This is a genomic window from Salinicoccus jeotgali (assembly GCF_055379195.1).
The window spans coordinates 1,352,505-1,368,707 of record NZ_AP043830.1 but is presented as its reverse complement, the minus strand read 5'-3'; the positions used below and the strand labels follow the sequence as shown (position 1 = coordinate 1,368,707).

At 46.0% G+C, this 16,203-nt stretch carries 13 protein-coding genes; 12 read left to right on the top strand and 1 reads right to left on the bottom strand.

Annotated elements, in window-relative coordinates:
• The first annotated feature begins 38 nt into the window (after window positions 1-38).
• The 4 genes from ACZ43I_RS06875 (at window position 39) to pheT (ending at window position 5,595) form a co-directional block, all read left to right on the top strand.
• The gene (locus ACZ43I_RS06875; RefSeq protein WP_344702713.1) at window positions 39-1,112 is read left to right on the top strand and encodes a M42 family metallopeptidase; all 1,074 of its coding nucleotides are present in this window, start codon (window positions 39-41) and stop codon (window positions 1,110-1,112) included.
• Complete coding sequence (locus tag ACZ43I_RS06870; RefSeq protein ID WP_344702714.1) at window positions 1,106-1,852, top strand: TrmH family RNA methyltransferase; 747 nt, start codon at window positions 1,106-1,108, stop codon at window positions 1,850-1,852. Before ACZ43I_RS06875 ends, ACZ43I_RS06870 begins: the two co-directional genes overlap by 7 nt.
• 280 nt (window positions 1,853-2,132) lie before the next feature.
• Complete coding sequence (pheS, locus tag ACZ43I_RS06865) at window positions 2,133-3,200, top strand: phenylalanine--tRNA ligase subunit alpha (RefSeq protein ID WP_344702717.1); 1,068 nt, start codon at window positions 2,133-2,135, stop codon at window positions 3,198-3,200.
• Complete coding sequence (gene pheT / locus ACZ43I_RS06860; protein ID WP_344702719.1) at window positions 3,187-5,595, top strand: phenylalanine--tRNA ligase subunit beta; 2,409 nt, start codon at window positions 3,187-3,189, stop codon at window positions 5,593-5,595. The genes pheS and pheT overlap by 14 nt, the downstream gene beginning before the upstream one ends.
• A gap of 79 nt (window positions 5,596-5,674) precedes the next feature.
• Here pheT and rnhC read toward each other — a convergent pair whose 3' ends face one another.
• Entirely contained in the window at window positions 5,675-6,361 is a 687-nt protein-coding gene (rnhC, locus tag ACZ43I_RS06855; RefSeq protein ID WP_344702721.1) for a ribonuclease HIII, read from the bottom strand.
• 118 nt (window positions 6,362-6,479) lie between these two features.
• Between rnhC and zapA the strand changes: the two genes are divergently transcribed.
• The 8 genes from zapA to sdhA all read left to right on the top strand — a co-directional run bounded on the left by zapA (window position 6,480) and on the right by sdhA (window position 16,185).
• A complete protein-coding gene (zapA, locus tag ACZ43I_RS06850) occupies window positions 6,480-6,737 on the top strand; it encodes a cell division protein ZapA (protein ID WP_344702723.1) in 258 nt (85 codons plus the stop codon).
• Window positions 6,738-6,741: 4 nt separating this feature from the next.
• Entirely contained in the window at window positions 6,742-7,275 is a 534-nt protein-coding gene (locus ACZ43I_RS06845; protein WP_344702725.1) for a CvpA family protein, read from the top strand.
• A 28-nt stretch (window positions 7,276-7,303) separates the two neighbouring features.
• Window positions 7,304-9,007, top strand: coding sequence for a DNA polymerase/3'-5' exonuclease PolX (gene polX, locus ACZ43I_RS06840; protein WP_344702727.1), 1,704 nt, complete (start codon window positions 7,304-7,306; stop codon window positions 9,005-9,007).
• A gap of 1 nt (window position 9,008) precedes the next feature.
• The gene (locus tag ACZ43I_RS06835; protein ID WP_344702729.1) at window positions 9,009-11,339 is read left to right on the top strand and encodes an endonuclease MutS2; all 2,331 of its coding nucleotides are present in this window, start codon (window positions 9,009-9,011) and stop codon (window positions 11,337-11,339) included.
• A 179-nt stretch (window positions 11,340-11,518) separates the two neighbouring features.
• A complete protein-coding gene (gene trxA / locus ACZ43I_RS06830; RefSeq protein ID WP_344702731.1) occupies window positions 11,519-11,833 on the top strand; it encodes a thioredoxin in 315 nt (104 codons plus the stop codon).
• Between the two features lie 59 nt (window positions 11,834-11,892).
• Window positions 11,893-13,662 (top strand): excinuclease ABC subunit UvrC, encoded by a 1,770-nt coding sequence (gene uvrC, locus ACZ43I_RS06825; protein WP_344702733.1) that lies wholly within the window; start codon window positions 11,893-11,895, stop codon window positions 13,660-13,662.
• Between the two features lie 128 nt (window positions 13,663-13,790).
• Entirely contained in the window at window positions 13,791-14,417 is a 627-nt protein-coding gene (locus tag ACZ43I_RS06820) for a succinate dehydrogenase cytochrome b558 subunit (protein ID WP_344702735.1), read from the top strand.
• Window positions 14,418-14,433: 16 nt separating this feature from the next.
• Window positions 14,434-16,185: a succinate dehydrogenase flavoprotein subunit gene (gene sdhA / locus ACZ43I_RS06815; protein WP_344702739.1), complete on the top strand. Its 1,752-nt coding sequence runs from the start codon at window positions 14,434-14,436 to the stop codon at window positions 16,183-16,185.
• The last annotated feature ends 18 nt before the right edge of the window (window positions 16,186-16,203 follow it).

Genomic DNA, 16,203 nt, shown 5'->3' with positions numbered 1-16,203 from the left:
AATCGACCAATTAATTATAAGGAGATTGATGACCGATTATGGATAAACAACTTGAAATGATGAAAAGTCTAACGGATGCAAATGGCATCTCCGGTTTTGAATATGATGTTAAAAATGTCATGAAAAAATATTTGGAACCAGTCAGTGACGAGCTGATCCAAGATAACCTTGGAGGGCTGTTCGGCAAACGAAATGCCAAAAATGGTGCGCGCACACTGCTTATTGGTGGGCATCTTGACGAAATCGGCTTCATGGTAACGCAGATAGATGATAATGGCTTCATCAAATTCACACCGATCGGTGGCTGGTGGAACCAGGTCATGCTTTCCCAAAGGATGAATGTAGTGACTGAAACGGGAGTGCTGACAGGGGTCATCGGTTCCAAACCACCTCATGTATTATCTCCAGAAGCAAGAAAGAAACCTGTCGATATGAAAGAGATGTTTATAGACATCGGTGTCGCTTCAAAAGAAGAAGCAGAATCGGCAGGGGTCAAAGTCGGTGACATGATTACACCTCATTGTGAATTCACAGAAATGGCCAACAAGGATTATCTGTTGGCAAAAGCATGGGATAACCGGTTCGGCTGTGGCGTAGCCATTGAAGTGCTGGAGTCATTGAAGGATGAGGATCTGGACATCAATGTTGTCAGCGGAGCCACGGTACAGGAAGAAGTCGGTCTGCGCGGTGCCAAAGTGGCAGCGAACAAAGTGAAGCCGGATCTTGCGATTGCAGTCGATGTCGGCATTTCCTGGGATACGCCAGGTATGAGTGAAAAGGACGGCACCGGAAAGATGGGTGATGGTCCGCTTGTTCTGCTACTTGACGGTTCGAATATCGGTCATGTCGGTTTCAGGCGCCACGTAGAGAAATTGGCCAAAGAAAAAGATATACCAGTTCAGTGGTCGGCGATCACTGGCGGGGGCACAGATTCAGGCGCATTCCATGTATCCAACGAAGGCGTGCCGTCAATCTCCATCGGTGTACCGCTCCGCTACATGCATTCGAATGTTTCGATTCTGAACAGGAATGACTATAATAACGCGGTCCGCCTCGTGACGGAAATCGTCCGGTCGCTAAATGATGATGCTGTGGAGGAAATCATTTGGTAGTACCAACATTCATCGGCTCAAAAGATAATAAGCGCATCAAAGACCTCAAGAAACTACAGATGAAAAAATACCGCAAAAAGGAAGAGCGCTTTCTGATAGAAGGGGAGCATCTGGTTGAAGAAGCCGTCAGATATCACCAGAGACTCCATACTGTGATACTCTTGGAGGGATGCGATTTTGCTCTGCCGATACCTGAGGACATTGAGATGCTCACCGTCAGCCGGGCTGTGATGAAAACCTTATCCACCCTTGATACGCCGCCAGGAGTCATGGCGGCTGTGTCCTATGTGGCTCCTGAAGTGGGGGAGGACAATACGCTGCTCCTTGATGGTGTACAAGACCCCGGCAACTTGGGGACGTTGATCCGTTCGGCGGATGCATTTGGATTCAAGCACATCATTTTGTCTCATGATACGGTGGATCCATTCAGCGATAAGGTGTTAAGGAGTACGCAAGGCAGCCTCTTTCACATCCGTCTCGAAACAGTAGAACCTACAGCCGCAGTTAATGCGTTTCAGGGTATTGTGATGGGAACTGCCATCGATGGCGCAGTACTGCTCGATGATACTCGTTCACCCAAGGAGTCCGTTATGGTGGTGCTTGGTAATGAAGGGCGTGGCGTTTCAGAAGAAGTACTTTCATTGGTCGATCAGAAACTGAAGATAGACATGCCTGGCGATAGTGAAAGTCTGAACGTGGCGGTTGCCGGAAGCATTATTATGCATCATTTCAAAGCTTGATTTTTCGGTAGTTTGATTTATAATGATTTTATAAGATGAATACGATGCTTCAGATGAAGCCGGACATAAATGATCTATAATTCCGAAACAGGGAGCGCAGCACATGGACTGGAATGCTGCGTACGGATGAGATCAGGGTTCACCTGGCAGATGGAGCAATGGGTCAATCCCTTATCTTTCCATAAGCGTCTGTATTGTCATGCAGAAAATCAGGTGGTACCGCGGAAACTCCGTCCTTTGATGAAGGGCGGGGTTTTTATTATATTTTAGGAGTGAAATGATGGATACATCAGAAATAGGGCAAGTCCAGGAATCATTCGATCAGGCTGTGGCCCATATAGAAGATTTAAAGAGTCTACAGCAGTTGAAAGTGGAATACTTAGGGAAAAAAGGCAAAGTGACAGGACTCATGAAGGAAATGAAGAACTTGTCCAAAGAGGAGCGTCCTCAGTTTGGGGCGGCAGTGAATGAAACACGCAACCATATAACAGAAATTATCGAACAGAAGACCCAAACACTTGAGGCTGAAGCGCTTGAGGCTAAATTAGCGGAAGAGACGATTGATGTTACACTGCCAGGACGCAATTTTAGTTTGGGCAGTCCACATCCCCTCAGTTTGATCATCGAAAATATTGAGGATTTCTTCATAGGTCTCGGCTATGAAATAGCAGAAGGGTATGAAGTGGAAACCGACTACTATAATTTTGAAGCGCTCAACTTGCCAAAATCACATCCTGCACGCGATATGCAGGATAGCTTTTATATTTCTGAGGAGATGCTGCTCAGAACACATACTTCACCTGTCCAGGCGCGCACGATGGAATCCCGGGCAGGAAAGGGTCCGGTCAAGATAATCTGTCCCGGGAAAGTTTATCGTAGGGATAGTGATGATGCGACGCATAGTCACCAATTTACCCAGATTGAAGGCCTGGTGGTCGATAAGAATATCCATATGAGTGATTTGAAGGGCACTTTGGAGCTTTTCGCCAAGGAAATCTTTGGGGAAGAGCGTGAAATACGCCTACGCCCAAGTTATTTTCCATTTACAGAACCGAGTGTGGAAGTCGATATCTCCTGCTTCAAATGCAAGGGTAACGGATGTAATGTCTGCAAATATACTGGTTGGATAGAAATACTCGGAGCAGGAATGGTTCATCCTAATGTTCTTGAGATGGCTGGCTTTGATTCCAGTGAATACTCCGGCTTTGCTTTTGGCATGGGGCCTGATAGGATAGCTATGCTGAAACACGGTATAGAAGATATCAGACACTTCTATACAAATGATTTGAGGTTCATCAATCAGTTCAAAGTGACAGAAGATGGTGGTGCAAAGAATGAAAGTATCTAAAGAATGGTTGCAGGAGTTCATACAACTCGATGTTCCTGCGGAAGAATTGGCTGAAAAGATTACACGCGGTGGTATCGAAGTCGACGAACTGAAGGATTATACGGCAGAAATCAAAAACCTGGTGGTCGGCCATGTCCAGTCAGTCGAGCAGCATCCTGAGGCAGATCGCCTTAAGATATGTCAAGTCGATACAGGGGATGGGACAAACCAGATAATATGCGGAGCTCCTAACGTAGTTCCCGATTCCTATGTCATCGTCTGTAAAGTCGGCGGCAGACTCCCTGGTGGTGTGAAAATCAAACGGGCAAAACTACGCGGTGAAGTCTCGGAAGGAATGATATGCTCGCTTGAGGAGCTTGGCATCAATGAAGATCAGGTGCCGTCGGAATATCGTGATGGAATCTTCATTTTTAAAGAGGAGAAAACTGCCGGCGAAGATGCTCTTCGGGCATTGTGCCTCGATGATCAGGTCATGGAATTCGACTTGACTCCAAACCGCAAGGACGCCCTCAGCATGATAGGTGTCGCCTATGAAGCGCGGGCTCTATTCGGTGGAGAGGTTTCACTCCCTGAATATGGTATTGATGATGCGCATCTCGGTGATGATGCTGAATTGAGTGTCGATAATGAAGATGATCTGGCAGTCCCCTACTATGCTGCCCGGGTGGTCGAAGACGTCAAAGTTTATCCTTCACCCGTCTGGATGCAGATACGTCTGATTAAAGCAGGTTTCCGTCCGATCAACAATATCGTCGACATATCCAACTATGTGCTGCTTGAATTTGGACAGCCATTGCATATGTTCGACCGTCAACAGATTGGCTCTGATAAGATTGTGACGCGCTACGCCAAGGAAAACGAAAAGATGACGACTCTGGATGGTAAGGAACAGACCCTCAAGCAGAGTGACATCGTTGTAACCAATGGCAACGAGCCGATTGCCCTGGCCGGTGTTATGGGTGGCGCATTTTCTGAAGTCACGGAGAACACGACCGACGTCGTCATCGAATCGGCAGTCTTTGATGCATTTTCCGTGCGTAAGACAAGCAATCGCCTGAACTTGCGCAGTGAAGCATCATCGCGTTTTGAGAAGAGTGTCTCCCATGAATTTGTACTGAAGGCACTCGACCGCGCAGCTTATCTCCTGCAGAAATATGCAGGTGGTAAAGCCACGTCGAAAGTCATCTCAGCAGGTGAACTGGACGTAGAAGATTCCACGATAGAAATCACAGAAGACTACATCAATAATCGGTTAGGCATGGATCTGACCGTCAAAGAGATTACCGATGTCTTGGGTAAGTTGGGGCTTGTTGCCTCGGAAAAAGAAGGGATATTGACGGTATCGATACCGTCAAGGCGCGATGACTTGAAGATTAAAGCAGATATCACAGAGGAAATCGCAAGAATATACGGTTATGATGCTTTGCCGAGCTCACTCCCCGAGTATTCGAAGATTACTCCAGGGCAATTGACGGATGTCCAGAAAAAGGTCCGGGTCATAAGACATCAACTGGAATCGCTTGGCTTATCGCAGGCAGTCAACTATGCATTGACAAGCCGTAGTCAAGCCGGACAATTTACGGAAATCGACGAAACATTGGACCTTCTGATGCCGATGAGTGAAGATCATGCGGTGCTGCGCACCAGTCTGGTGCCTCATCTCATTGATAGTGCAGTATATAACAGCAACCGCCAACAAAAAGACGTCCAACTGTATGAAATGGGCAGGATATTCATCCCGCGTGGAGAAGCGGAACTTCCGTTGGAAAAAGAAATGCTTGCTGGTATAGTGACGGGTGATATGCACCGTACAGATTGGCTCGGAACTAAAGTACCTGCAGATTTCTATGCAGCCAAAGGCATTGTGGAGACGGTGTTTGAGAAACTCGGCATGTCTGCACATATCACCTATCGACCATCTTCGCGTTTAAGCGAGATGCACCCCGGCAGAACAGCAGACATCATTCTCGAGAATGATACTGTCATCGGATTCGTAGGTGAAGTCCACCCTGCGTATGCAAATGAGAATGATCTGGATAGTGCTGCGGTATTTGAAATCAGCATGGGTGAATTGCTTGAGAAGGCCCAAGGGGAGATCATCTATCAGCAGTTGTCGAAATACCCGTCCATTACCCGGGATATCGCGCTGGTGGTCTCTTCTGAGACACATGCTGGGGACCTTGTTGAGACGGTCCAGAAAACGGCTGGAAAATACCTTCACGATGTATTTGTATTTGATGTGTATGAAGGTGAGCATCTGGAAGTAGGGAGCAAATCAATCGCCTTGAGGCTCGTATACCTGAATAAAGAGGAAACACTGACCGATGCGGAAGTGGAAGATTCATACAATCCGGTTGTCAAAGCACTGGAAGCACAAGGTGCACATATCAGATGATAAATGAAGATGCCTATGGCGGACGATGTCGCCATAGGCATCTTTACTCTTTTTGAAATGCACCATACAAATAATATCGTCAGCCATGATTTCTGCTGTTAATCAGGTCGATGACTTTTTGACGTGACTTGAAATGTTTTTTAGTGATGTCATCAAGGTATCCCAAACCATGCTTTTTTGCAAGCTTGGCAGCGAAGACATCGGTTTTGCTGCTTGCACCGCGTGGCACCTCTGCTTTTAGGTTGCGGTTCAGGTTCTCCATCTGTTCCAGGTATTTGCTGCGTGCCAGTATGCTTGCACAGGCCACCGCGATGGATTTGGATTCCGCTTTCGTTTCCTGGTATATCAAATCTTCACGGAAAGGGTGGGGGACATATTTCCGATATGCATTTTCAGATGTGAACTGGTCGATGACAATGGCTTCCAATGTCTCCTTCCAGTCAGTCGTCAATTTTTCATGGACATTTTTGATGCAGTGATCATGGAGCACTGCCTTAAGTTTGACTATATTCCATCCCTGATCAATCTTTTCATTGTAGGAAGGATTATCGAGTATTACAAGGGAGTACGGGACGATATGTATGATGTCGCCTGCGATTTTCTTTACTGTGCTGTTGCTTAAGTTTTTGGAGTCCCTTACGCCAAGTTCTTTGAGGAGTGCGACTTTATCCTTCGGGACATAGGCGGCACAGACTGTCATCGGCCCAAAGTAGTCGCCGACCCCAGCTTCATCGCTGCCGATTGTATTCATAGTGTCATAGTTCATGGCTATCCTACCTTTATGTTTTTTCTTATGCATATACTTGTATAACATTGATTACATAAGTATAATAAATTAATGATAACATATGGGAAGCGAAATTTTTACGGGGAGGCAATGTCAGATGGCAGAATATAAAAACCGCATTGCTGTCGAAATCAATGATCAACAATATACCTTGGTTGGGGAAGAAGACCCTCAGCATATTCGCTATGTAGCGAGGCTCGTGGATGAGAAAATCCAGGAAATTGGAGCGAAGAATGCGGGTTTGGATACAACGCGAAAGGCAGTACTCACAGCAGTGAACGTCATGGATGAGTATGTCAAATTGCTTGAGAAGCATCAGGCATTAATAGAAGAGATGGAAGAGCAGGGTAAATGATATCATGACACTCATACTGCTGATACTCCTGATTGCAGGAATGGTGATAGGATATAGAAGAGGAATGGTCCTCCAACTGCTCCACTTGATTGGTACACTCTCGGCCATCATCATCTCCGCTAAAAACTATGAGAAGCTGGCTGCACGCTTCGATATGGTGATGCCCTATCCTTCAACTTCCGATACGCTTACCAATCCCCTTATGCCGGAATTGGCGAATGCCGAACATGCGTTTTATAATATGACCGCTTTTTTCATCATCTTCATCATCTCTAAAATCATCATCCAACTTATCGTCAGCGCATTCGATTACCTACAACAGATTAGTGTGTTCGGTATAGTTGGTGATATAGTGGGCACTTTGCTCGGTCTGATGGAAATGATCTATATACTGGCAGTTTTCTTGACGATGATTGCTCTAGTGCCGCTGGACTTCATCGAAACGATGGTAGGGGAGTCCGGTTTGGCTCAATTCCTGCTGGACAACACATTTATTCTTTCCGAAAAATTCATAGAATGGTTACAGAGTGAGTCATAGCGATATGGCTCTTTTTTAGGAGGTAGACATGACTAAGAAGGACATAATCAATCTGCTTGAAACTATAGGGACCTACATGGAATTAGCCCTGGAAAACCCGTTTAAGGTCTCCGCCTACCGCAAGGCTGCAAGTACTATAGAGCGGGATCCAAGGACACTTTCTGAAATCGAAGACTTCTCAGAGCTGAAAGGTATAGGTAAAGGGGTCAATGAAGTTATTGAAGAGTATGTGAATACCGGCCGCTCGACTATGCTCGAAGATCTGAAGTCGACTGTTCCCGCGTCGCTGATCCAACTGCTCCATCTCCCGACACTTGGGGCTAAGAAAGTAGCAAAACTGCATAAGGAACTTGGTGTAACTACTTTAGAAGGCCTGAGGACAGAATGCGAGGCCGGCAATGTCAGTGCTTTGAGCGGCTTCGGGAAAAAGACTGAAGAAAACATCATAAAAGGTATCGATGAATTACTCACGCGTCCTGAACGCCATCCCATTGAAACAATTCAGAAGTTCAAAATGATGATTACGGATGCATTAAAAGAATTGGAAGGGGTCAAGCGGTTTGATATCGCCGGTAGTGCCCGGCGTTATAAGGAAATGAGCAAGGACTTGGATTTTATCGTGGAAGCAGATGACTTGCAGCAGGTAACGGAGACATTTTTGAAACTGCCGTTCATAAAAGAGGTGGTCGCCAAAGGGGAGCGCAAGCTCTCCGTAGTCGCCGATTACGATTTCGATCAGATCAATGTCGATATCCGTTTCACAACTCCTGGTGCGTACCATACCACACTCCACCATTTCACCGGCTCCAAGGAACACAACGTGAGGATGAGGCAGATTGCCAAATCACGGGGTGAGAAAATCAGTGAGTATGGTATCGAAAAAGACGGTGGAATGCTTACATTCTCTTCTGAAGAAGACTTTTTCAATCATTTCAATCTACCCTATATCCCTCCAGCGATGCGCGAGTCAGGAGAAGAGGTGGATATGGATGTGAGTGAAATTGTAGCCCCAGAAGACATTCGAAGTGACTTGCATATGCATACCGTCTACAGTGATGGCTCCCATTCGATTTCTGAAATGGTTGAAGCATGCATTGATAAGGGCTATGAATATATGGTCATCACAGATCACTCGAAGAGCCTTAAAGTCGCGAATGGACTGGATGAGAAAAGACTTAGGCAACAGATTGAAGAAGTGAAGAGCTTGCGGCCGAAATATCCAGAAATAGATATTTACACCGGCACCGAGATGGATATATTAAAAGATGGCAGCCTGGACTTTGATGATGATATACTCGGTGAATTGGATTATGTCATTGCTGCCATCCATTCCAGTTTCCAACAGACTGAAGAACAAATCATGAAGCGTCTGGAAGCAGCGTGTGATAACCCACACGTCAGACATATCGCCCATCCCACTGGACGACTCATTGGAAAAAGAGATGGTTATGCCGTTAATATGGAACGTTTGATCAAAAAGGCGAAAGAAACAGGGACAGTGCTCGAAGTGAACGCTAACCCAAGACGCTTGGATCTATCTTCCGATGTGATACGCCATTCCGGTCTGATGTTGACGGTCAATACGGACGCCCACCATACAGATCACTTGGACTTTATGGAGTACGGTATCGCTACGCTGCAAAAAGGTCTGGTGAAAAAAGATCAGGTGATCAATACGTTCACAAGGGAAAGATTCCGGGAATGGATCAAAAATGGAAAACAGAGGTTTTAAAATGAATGATAGAACAATAAAAACTTTAGAGTTCGATAAGATACTCGCTGATTTGGGCAATCTGGCCGAGAGTGAGAAGACGAAGCAGGCCATCAGTGAGGATATCATATCCACCGATATAGAACTCGTCCGTCAGATGATCGATGAAGTTGATGACGCATCGACGATGCTGAGGTACCGGGCAGTAGAACTCTCAGGCATCACTGATATCAAACGTCATCTGAAGCGGGCGGAAATAGGCAGTATGCTTGGAGTCTCAGAATTGAATGAAATACGGATGATGCTGAACCGTAAACATACGCTGGAGGGCGTGTTCGACGAGTTTGAGGCGGATGAGATCAATCTTATGCATCTGCCCCTTTATATTAACGGCCTTCCCGATATCCATTTCCTATACCGTAGAATTTCTGAGACATGTGACGCCCATCAAGTGTTGGATCATGCGTCCGAAGCCCTTCTTAGAATCCGCCGCAGAATCAAGGCTGAAGAAGGTAAGATAAGAGAACGCCTGAATGATATCATCCGCGGCAACAACCAGAAGAAGTTATCGGATAGCCTCATCACAATGCGCAATAACCGGTATGTCGTGCCCGTAAAGGTTGAACATCAAGGGGATTTCAATGGCATCGTGCATGATATATCAGCGAGTGGCCAAACTGTCTATATGGAGCCCATGCTTGTCGTTCAGATGACGAACCAGATCCAACATTTGAAGGATGAGGAGCAATCTGAAGTGGAGCGTATCCTCTATGCATTGTCTGCTGAAGTCGCTACAGTCAGCAGTGAATTATCCATGACCGATGATGCACTCCACCATATTGATCTGGTATTCGCCAAAGCGCGTTATGGTAAAAGCATCAATGGTACAAAACCGGATATCATGACTGGGGGTGGCATTTATCTGCCCGCGGCATTCCATCCGTCCATCCCGGCGGATGAAGTGGTGAAAAATGATATCATAATGGATGATGAAACGCGTGCTGTGATCATAACGGGACCGAATACCGGCGGTAAGACAGTCACACTGAAGACACTTGGTCTGAGCGTGCTTATGGCCCAGTCCGGCATACCCATACCAGCGAGGGACGGCAGCCGTCTAAAGCTGTTCCGTAAGGTATTCAGTGACATCGGGGATGAGCAATCCATCGAACAGTCTCTTTCGACGTTTTCAAGTCATATGACGAATATCACCGGGATACTCGAAGAAGCGGATGGGGAAAGTCTTGTAGTCCTTGATGAATTAGGGGCGGGGACAGACCCTGAAGAAGGGGCGGCCCTGGCCATCAGCATCTTGGAATATCTGCTTTCAAAGCAGTCGACCATAGTAGCGACAACGCACTATCCTCAATTAAAGTCGTTCAGCTATACACGGGAAGATACCATTAATGCAAGTGTAGAGTTCGATGTGGAGACGCTCTCCCCGACATATCGTCTTCTCATGGGGATCCCCGGCAAGTCCAATGCTTTTGAGATATCCAATAAACTCGGTTTGGAAGAGAGTGTCATTGAGCGGGCACGGGCCCTTGCCGGACGCGACTCGGAAGATGTCAATGAAATGATTACAGCACTTGAGAGGCATACGAAGACTGCCAGGGCAAATGAGGAAGAGACTGCGCGGCTTCTGAAGGAAACTGAACAGCTTCATGCTGAACTGGATGCATATATGGAAAGTCATGAAGAATATAAAGAAAAGATCAGAAAAGAGGCGCGCGAATCAGCCAACCGCATCATCAAACAGGCAGAAGCGAACGCAGAGACTGTCATCCAAACCCTTGAGAACATGAAGCAACGCGGTGCGGATATACAGGAACATGAAATGATAGAACAGAAAAAACAATTGTCTGACAGTTATCATCAGGAGGATATCCGTAAGAAGGAGCGCGCTAAGGAAAAAGAGCACATCGAACGCGGAGACGAAGTGGATGTCTTGTCCTATGGCCAAAAGGGTGAAGTGCTTGAAGCGGATGATGACTCCGTCACTGTACAGATGGGTATCATCAAAATGAAGGTGGGCCTCGATGAGGTCAAGAAGAGGAAGAAGGAAAAGCAACAGCAGCGTACCGTATCACGCCGGGTAGGGAAAACACCGGTGAAGAGGGAGCTTGACCTGAGGGGGGAACGCTATGAAGAAGCGCTCCAGAAACTCGATCGTTATCTTGACCAGGTCCTGCTCTCCAATTACAATGAAGTTGAAATCATTCATGGGAAGGGGACCGGTGCGCTGCAAAAAGGTGTGCAGCAGTTCCTTAAATCCCATTCCAAAGTGAAATCCTTTAGGGGTGGCATGCCTGGTGAAGGTGGCTTCGGTGTAACGATCGTTGAGATGAAGTAGGTGGTCTGATGGATAATTTTGATATGTATAAACTCGCCAAAGTGCTGATTGTGATTGGTGTCATCATGTTTTTGGGTGGCATTGTCTATTTAGCTTTTTTGGCATAGGCAGTAAAATTGAGCATGCTGAACGTGCATGATATAATCAACTCACAATTCAACTTATTGGAGGAATTTCAAATGGCAATAATCGAAGTGAACGACCAGAATTTCAAACAAGAAGTAAACAGCGGCGTTAAATTGGTGGATTTCTGGGCACCATGGTGCGGACCTTGTAAAATGATTGCACCTGTACTCGAAGAAGTGGCCCAAGAAGTGGATGGCAAAGCAGACATCGCCAAACTTAACGTTGATGATAACCAGGCTACAGCAAGCGAATATGAAGTCATGAGCATTCCGACGCTCATCCTGTTCAAAGATGGGGAGCCTGTAGATAAAGTCGTTGGTTTCCAACCAAAAGAACAGCTTGTAGCACTTATTGAAAAACACGCATAATGAATGAGCCGCCCTCTGAGGCGGCTTTTTTATCATTTAATTCAACATGAGGGATGATTATGGAAGAACTTAAATTGAAATTGTCCGTCCTGCCGACTGAACCGGGCTGTTATCTGATGAAAGACCGTCATGGCATCGTGATCTACGTCGGCAAGGCGAAAAATCTCCGCAATAGGGTCAAATCCTATTTTTCCGGAGCCCATGATGAGAAAACGATGCGTCTTGTAAAAGAAATCGAAGATTTCGATTTCATAGTAACCAATTCCGAAGTCGAATCACTACTGCTTGAACTCAATCTCATCAAGAAGCATTACCCAAGGTTCAACATACTCCTAAAAGATGATAAGAGTTATCCCTTTATTAAAATCACAAAGGAGAGGCATCCTAAACTTATCGTCACCCGTACAGTCAAGCCATCTTCCGGCACCTATTTCGGGCCCTATCCCAATGCCTACAGTGCGCACGAGACAAAAAAGTTGCTCGATAGGATCTACCCGCTCAGGAAATGCAATACAATGCCGGATCGACTGTGCCTTTATTATCACATCGACCAATGTCTCGGTCCTTGTGTCTACGATGTCAGTCAGGACCAATATAAAGAAATGATTGATGGTATAACCCGTTTCCTTAATGGAGATACCAAACAGATAACGGACGAATTGAAGGATAAGATGCAGAAAGCTTCCGAAGACCTGGAGTTTGAACAGGCTAAGGAATATAGGGATTTGCTTGGACATATAGAGGCTACAATGAACAAGCAGAAGATGATGACCAAGGATATGACTGCACGCGACTGCTTCGGTTACAGCATATCCAAAGGGTGGATGGCAGTATCAGTACTATTGATAAGAAATGGCAACCTCATTGAGAAGAAAGCAGATATGTTCGCAATAAATGATGAGCCCCAAGAAGAATTTTTCAGGTATATTGCCCAATTCTATGATGTGAAATCCAATCTCTTGCCAAAGGAAGTCCATATACCGAGTCATCTGGAACATGAAGTCATTGCAGAGTACCTGCCTGTCAGTGTTATACAGCCCAAACGGGGTCAAAAGCGCGAAATGGTCGATCTTGCAACGAAGAACGCCGAGATAGCACTTAGCAATAAGTTCGAGATGATTGAAAAAGATGAGGCCAGAACCGTAAAAGCGATAGAGAAACTTGGGAAAGCACTCAATATCGAAACGCCTGTGCGCATAGAAGCCTTCGACAACTCGAATATACAAGGTGTCGACCCGGTCAGCGTCATGGTGGCCTTCGTCGATGGAAAGCCGAGCAAGAAGGATTACCGGAAATATAAAATAAGGACCGTCACCCAGCCAGATGACTATGCGTCCATGGCTGAAGCGGTCAGAAGACGCTACACACGTGTTCTTAGAGAAGGATTACCATTGCCCGACCTACTTATAGTGGATGGCGGTGTGGGTCATATGAATACCGTCAAATCCGTCCTCCTCGATGAATTATCTTTGGACATCCCAGTAGCGGGGTTGGCCAAAAATGACAAACATAAGACGGCCGAACTCCTCTATGGCGATAATGCATCAATCATACCGCTTAAAAAGAATTCACAGGAATTCTATCTTCTGCAAAGGATACAAGACGAGGTGCACAGGTTCGCAATCAGCTTCCACCGCAATACAAGAAGGAAGACATCCGTGACCTCCCGATTGGATGGTATTGAAGGTGTGGGGCCAAAACGCAAACAGAAATTACTGAGCCACTTCGGTTCAATTAAACGCATGGGTGAAAAGGAAGTGGCAGACTTTACTGAGATAGGCATACCTGCGCCGATCGCAAAACGCATTTTGGAAACATTGAAAGACTGAACAGCAGCACTCGAATGGGCATGATCTTTTTTATGCAACACGTCAAGTCGCCTTGATTTATATAATTCTTGAGAGTAAAATGGTGTTTGTATAAACTTATTTCATTGGAGAGTTAGGGGGGAATTCGAGTGTCAAAACAAGATTCAAGTTTTGCGATCAGGCGGCTTCATTCGTTGCTGGGTGTAATTCCGCTGGGTGTATTTCTTATTCAGCACTTGGTCGTCAACCACTTTGCAACACGTAGTGAAGAAGCGTTCAATACTGCAGCCGGATTCATGGCAAGTCTGCCTTTTGTTCTGTTTTTGGAGATTTTTGTAATCTATCTTCCGATTCTGTTTCATGGCGTCTACGGAATCTACATCGCTTTCACTGCGAAGTATAATATAGGCGGAAAAGGTTATGGCTTCCATAGTACATACAGAAACTGGCTGTTTGCACTTCAGAGGATCAGCGGTGTGATTGCATTTATCTTCATTGCAATCCACGTGTTCCAGACAAGGGTGCAGGTGTTCTTTGGAGCGGAAGTTAATTTTGACTTGGTACATCAGATTGTAAACAATCCAGCATGGCTAATATTTTATATCGTTGGAATCATTGCGACTGTATTTCACTTCGCCAATGGTCTATGGGCATTCATGATTACATGGGGCTTCACACAATCTGATAGATCACAGCGTATGATGAGCTATGTATCAGCAGTCATCTTCGTAGTGGTCAGCTTCATCGGCATTCAAGCAATATTGGCATTTATCTAATTAAGGAGTGGACAGAATGGCTAATGACAAAATTATCGTTGTCGGGGGCGGACTTGCCGGTCTTATGGCGACGATCAAAGCGGCTGAAACAGGGGCCGAAGTGGACCTGTTTTCTATAGTGCCAGTGAAACGTTCTCACTCCGTATGTGCCCAAGGTGGCATCAATGGGGCGGTCAACACTAAAGGTGAAGGTGACTCTCCAGCAATCCACTTTGATGACACGGTGTACGGTGGAGACTTCCTGGCCAATCAACCTCCGGTCAAGGCGATGACTGATGCAGCGCCGGATATAATCCACCTGCTGGACCGTATGGGAGTCATGTTCAATAGGACAAATGAAGGATTGCTTGATTTCCGACGCTTCGGTGGAACGCTTCACCACAGGACAGCTTATGCTGGTGCAACGACTGGGCAACAGTTGCTGTATGCCCTGGATGAGCAGGTCAGGAAGTTTGAAGTAGACGGCCTCGTCAATAAATACGAAGGCTGGGAATTTCTTGGAGTCGTCCTTGACGATGAGGGGCGTGCGCGTGGAATTACAGCACAACAGATAACGAGTGCAGAAATTCAGACATTCAAGTCTGATGCAGTCATAATGGCGACAGGTGGCCCTGGAATCATCTTCGGAAAATCGACGAACTCCATGATCAATACTGGTTCTGCGGCTTCAGTCGTTTATCAGCAAGGTGCAGTATATGCAAATGGGGAGTTTATCCAGATTCACCCGACTGCAATACCGGGAGATGATAAGCTCAGGTTGATGAGTGAGTCGGCCAGAGGAGAAGGGGGACGCATCTGGACTTATAAAGATGGCAAACCTTGGTATTTCTTGGAAGAGAAGTACCCAGATTATGGAAACCTTGTGCCAAGGGATGTCGCCACACGTGAAATCTTCGATGTGTGCGTCAACCAGAAGCTCGGCATCAATGGCGAAAATATGGTGTACCTCGACTTATCACATAAAGATCCACACGAGCTCGATGTTAAATTGGGCGGAATCATAGAAATTTACGAGAAATTCACAGGTGATGACCCACGTAAAGTGCCGATGAAAATATTCCCGGCAGTTCATTACTCAATGGGTGGTCTGTATGTCGACTACGACCAGATGACGAATATCCCTGGACTTTTCGCTGCAGGAGAATGTGACTATTCACAGCATGGCGGTAATAGGCTTGGAGCGAACTCCCTCCTGTCGGCAATATACGGCGGAACAGTAGCCGGACCTAACGCAATAGAATACGTCAGAGGTCTTGATAGCACATATGAAGATCTTGATGATTCCCTCTATGAAAAACATGTCAATATGGCACAGGAGAATTTCGATGCCATCATGAGTATGGACGGCGATGAAAACGCTTATGTCATCCATAAGGAACTTGGTGAACTCATGACGGATAATGTAACAGTTGTCCGCCACAACGACAAACTCCTTGAAACGGACAAAAAAATCGTTGAACTCATGGAACGCTATCAGCGCATAAATATCAACGATACGAAGAAATGGAGTAACCAAGCCGCCTTCTTCACGCGTCAATTATGGAACATGCTGGTACTTGCACGTGTCATCACAATCGGTGCCTACAACAGAAATGAATCCCGCGGCGCCCATTACAAACCTGAATTCCCAGAACGTAATGATGAAGAATGGTTGAAGACGACTAAAGCATACTTCGAAGGCCCGAAAGAGGCACCTCGATTCGAATATGAAGAAGTGGATGTCAGTCTGATTCCACCGCGCGAGAGGGATTATTCTAAAAAAAGCTAGAAAGGAGTGCGAAGATAG

What these genes read in the sequence shown, in the direction of transcription:
- ACZ43I_RS06875 (WP_344702713.1), top strand. Translation starts at nt 39, where the DNA reads ATGGATAAACAACTTGAAATGATGAAAAGTCTAACGGATGCAAATGGC.
- pheS (WP_344702717.1), top strand. Translation starts at nt 2,133, where the DNA reads ATGGATACATCAGAAATAGGGCAAGTCCAGGAATCATTCGATCAGGCT.
- pheT (WP_344702719.1), top strand. Translation starts at nt 3,187, where the DNA reads ATGAAAGTATCTAAAGAATGGTTGCAGGAGTTCATACAACTCGATGTT.
- rnhC (WP_344702721.1), bottom strand. Translation starts at nt 6,361, where the DNA reads ATGAACTATGACACTATGAATACAATCGGCAGCGATGAAGCTGGGGTC.
- zapA (WP_344702723.1), top strand. Translation starts at nt 6,480, where the DNA reads ATGGCAGAATATAAAAACCGCATTGCTGTCGAAATCAATGATCAACAA.
- ACZ43I_RS06845 (WP_344702725.1), top strand. Translation starts at nt 6,742, where the DNA reads ATGACACTCATACTGCTGATACTCCTGATTGCAGGAATGGTGATAGGA.
- polX (WP_344702727.1), top strand. Translation starts at nt 7,304, where the DNA reads ATGACTAAGAAGGACATAATCAATCTGCTTGAAACTATAGGGACCTAC.
- ACZ43I_RS06835 (WP_344702729.1), top strand. Translation starts at nt 9,009, where the DNA reads ATGAATGATAGAACAATAAAAACTTTAGAGTTCGATAAGATACTCGCT.
- trxA (WP_344702731.1), top strand. Translation starts at nt 11,519, where the DNA reads ATGGCAATAATCGAAGTGAACGACCAGAATTTCAAACAAGAAGTAAAC.
- uvrC (WP_344702733.1), top strand. Translation starts at nt 11,893, where the DNA reads ATGGAAGAACTTAAATTGAAATTGTCCGTCCTGCCGACTGAACCGGGC.
- sdhA (WP_344702739.1), top strand. Translation starts at nt 14,434, where the DNA reads ATGGCTAATGACAAAATTATCGTTGTCGGGGGCGGACTTGCCGGTCTT.